The organism is Rhodopseudomonas sp. BR0C11, assembly GCF_010820945.1.
GTDB lineage: Bacteria > Pseudomonadota > Alphaproteobacteria > Rhizobiales > Xanthobacteraceae > Rhodopseudomonas > Rhodopseudomonas palustris_H.
This window is the reverse complement of the sequence record NZ_QTKI01000490.1, coordinates 1-3,196: the sequence shown is the minus strand read 5'-3', so window position 1 is coordinate 3,196 and position 3,196 is coordinate 1. Positions and strand designations below refer to the sequence as shown.

The following is a 3,196-nucleotide window of genomic DNA, read 5'->3' as shown; positions in this document are numbered from 1 at the left end:
GGCGTTCGCGGGCTGCGATCAATCCCTGCTCGATCTTATTGCGCTCGGCGGGCGCCAGCACCGCTACATCGCGGTTGGCCGGCAGGTCGTTCACGGCCGGAAAAGCGTCGGCTTGCTTAGGCTTGGCAGGGGCATCGCTGCTGCCGAGCAGCGGCATGTCGGACAGCGAGACCGAGCAGCCGCCGAGCGCGCAGCCGGCCACGACCAGCGCAGCTGCCACAGCAGCCCGCATGCCGGGTCCCGTCCGTCCACCCGTGCCTGCCACTCGCATCACCCTGCTTGCCTTCACGCGGCCCCGCCTTCCCGATCGTCGCCGCTCGCAACAATCGTCGCACTCGAGGATTAAACTTTAGCTCATTTCGCCTCGAACCGGCCAGCGCCGAGCGGCGACATTAACCGACCCGACCGCCTCAGTGGGATGCCAATGTGGCTAAATCAAGCGCAATTTGTCGCACTGCAGCACATCGAAATCAGCGACGTTTACCGAACTATGCCATCATCCGGGGGCGCGACCACAAATCTCAGCGGATTTTCTGCACTGGATTGTAGTGTTGATTCATGACCGACATGCTCGCAGAACCCAAGGCGGCCCCGAAGTTCGATCCTGACGCATTCGCCCGCAATCTGGCGCAGGCGATGGAGACTGGTAGCCAGGCGCTTGCGACGATGTTGAAGTCGCAAAACGGTGCCGTGCCACCGGACGGTCATCCGCCGGCCGGTCTGACCGAAATGGTGAAGAGCTTCTCCACCGTCGCCAATTACTGGCTGTCCGACCAGGACCGTTCCAAAGAGCTGCAGCAGCGGCTCGGCAAGTCGTACCTCGAGCTCTGGGGCGCGGCCTCCAAGCGCCTCGCCGGCGAACAGGCCGAACCGGCGATCGCCCCCTCGCCGCGCGACAAGCGGTTCGCCTCACCGGAATGGAAGGCCAATGCGTTCTACGACTTCCTGATGCAGGCCTATCTGCTGACCACGCAGTGGGCCGACGAACTGGTCAAGAACGCCGAAATCGATCCGCACACCAAACGCAAGGCGGCGTTCTACGTCCAGCAGCTCACCACCGCGCTGGCGCCGTCCAACTTCGTGATGACCAATCCCGAGCTGACGCGCCACACGCTGGAGGCCAGCGGCGACAATCTGGTGCGCGGCATGAAGATGCTGGCCGACGACATCCAGTCCGGCCGCGGTCACCTCAAGATCCGGCAGTCCGATCCGGCCGGGCTCGAGGTCGGCGTCAACATGGCGGTCACCCCGGGCAAGGTGATCTTCCAGAACGAGATCATGCAGCTCATCCAGTATGAGCCCGCCACTGAGACGGTGCAGCGCACGCCCCTGCTGATCGTGCCGCCGTGGATCAACAAGTACTACATTCTCGACCTGAAGCCCGAGAAGTCGTTCATCAAATGGTGCGTCGACCAGGGCCTCACCGTGTTCGTGATCTCCTGGGTCAACCCGGACAAGAGCCTCGCCGACAAGGATTTCGCCGACTACATGAAGCTCGGGCCGCTGACCGCGATGGACGTGGTCGAGAAGGTCACCGGCGAGATGAAGGTGCACACGCTGGGCTACTGCGTCGGCGGCACCCTGCTCGCCTCGACGCTGGCCTGGCTCGCCGAGCGCCGCCGGGTGCGGGTCACCTCGGCGACCTTCCTGACCACGCAGGTCGACTTCACCCATGCCGGCGACCTGATGGTGTTCGTCGACGAAGAACAGATTTCCGCGGTCGAGCGCGAGATGAAGGTCACCGGGGTGCTCGAAGGCGCCAAGATGGCGATGGCCTTCAACATGCTGCGGCCGAACGACCTGATCTGGTCCTACGTCGTCAACAACTACCTGAAGGGCCAGCCGCCGCAGGCGTTCGACCTGCTGCATTGGAATTCCGACGCCACAAGGATGCCGGCGGCGAACCACTCGTACTACTTACGCAACTGCTATCTCGACAACAAGCTGTCGGCCGGCACCATGGTGCTGGACAACACCACGCTCGACCTCGCCAAGGTCAAGGTGCCGATCTACAACCTCGCCACCCGCGAAGACCACATCGCCCCGGCGGAGTCGGTGCTGTACGGCTCGCAGTTCTTCGGCGGTCCGGTGAAATTCGTGCTGTCCGGCTCGGGCCACATCGCCGGCGTGATCAATCCTCCGGCGGCGAACAAGTACCAGTTCTGGACCAACCCGGACATCTTCGCCGGCTCGGTCGCCAACTGGCTGAACGGGGCCGAGGAGCATAAGGGATCGTGGTGGCCGGACTGGCGCGCCTGGATCGGCGCGTTCGACGACGAACAGGTCCCCGCCCGTGCCATCGGCAACGAAGCCTACCCGCCGCTGGAAGATGCGCCGGGCAGCTACGTCAAGGTGAGGTCCTGACCGACGCGCGGCGGCAAAGCTTTAGCCGCGCGTCGATCGAGTCAGTTCGCCAGCTTCGCCTCGACCACCCGAGCGGTGCGCAGCAGCCTGGCGTCCTCGCCAAAGCCACCGACTACCTGGAGGCCAAGCGGCAGGCCGCGGCCAGACCGGGCGATCGGCATCGTCAGGGCCGGCACGCCCAGCATCGTCCACAGCGCGCAGAAGCTGGCGTCGCCGGTATAGGCCAGTCCTTCCGGAGCCTCGCCGGGCGCCGGCACCGTCACGATGCCGTCGAGACCACTGAGATGCCGCGGAAGCTCCTCCCGCAGGGATGCCTGCAGTTGCCGGGCCTCGATGTAGCGCGGTGCACTGATCGCGTTGCCGGTCGCCACCAGCTCCTTGAGCTGCGGGCTGGTCAAATCGGGATGTTGCATGATCAGCACGTTGAAGATCGCAGCCGCCTCCGCCGCCAGAATGATCTCCGCGGCTTCGAATCCCTTCCAATAGCGGTCGGGAAGCTCCAGCGGCACGATGCTGGCCCCTGCGCGCTGGAGCGTCTCCAGCGCCGCCTCGAACGCCTGGTTCTGTTCGGCGCTGACCCGATCCCAGATCGGCGGGCGAACCACACCGAGCCGCAGTGACGAGGCGACAGGAAGCACGTCTCCCTCGACGGCTTGGGCTGCCGCCCCGGCTTCGGCGCCGTCGGCCAGCAAGCCAAATGCGAACGCAGCGTCCTCGACCGATCGGGTCAAGAATCCGACGTGATCGAGCGATTGCGCCAATGGGTGAACGCCGTCGCGAACGATCGCACCGAAGCTCGGCTTGAAGCCCACGATGCCGCAATAAGCAGCGG

Annotated in this window: 3 protein-coding genes; 1 reads left to right on the top strand and 2 read right to left on the bottom strand. The window is 64.9% G+C overall.

Annotated features, from left to right (window positions below; all coding sequences use genetic code 11):
• A partial coding sequence (locus tag DYI24_RS23925) for a hypothetical protein (RefSeq protein WP_164574097.1) occupies nt 1-232 on the bottom strand: 232 nt, incomplete at its 3' end.
• Nucleotides 233-558: 326 nt separating this feature from the next.
• Here DYI24_RS23925 and DYI24_RS23920 point away from each other — a divergent pair.
• Nucleotides 559-2,364 carry a PHA/PHB synthase family protein gene (locus tag DYI24_RS23920; RefSeq protein ID WP_164574096.1) on the top strand — a complete coding sequence of 602 codons (1,806 nt, stop codon included), beginning with the start codon at nt 559-561 and terminating at the stop codon, nt 2,362-2,364.
• Nucleotides 2,365-2,405: 41 nt separating this feature from the next.
• On the opposite strand, the gene DYI24_RS23915 is transcribed toward DYI24_RS23920, so the two are convergent.
• A partial coding sequence (locus DYI24_RS23915) for an amidase family protein (protein ID WP_164574095.1) occupies nt 2,406-3,196 on the bottom strand: 791 nt, incomplete at its 5' end.

Excerpts from the sequence above, each read along its gene's own strand:
- DYI24_RS23920 (WP_164574096.1), top strand. The coding sequence starts at position 559 with ATGACCGACATGCTCGCAGAACCCAAGGCGGCCCCGAAGTTCGATCCT.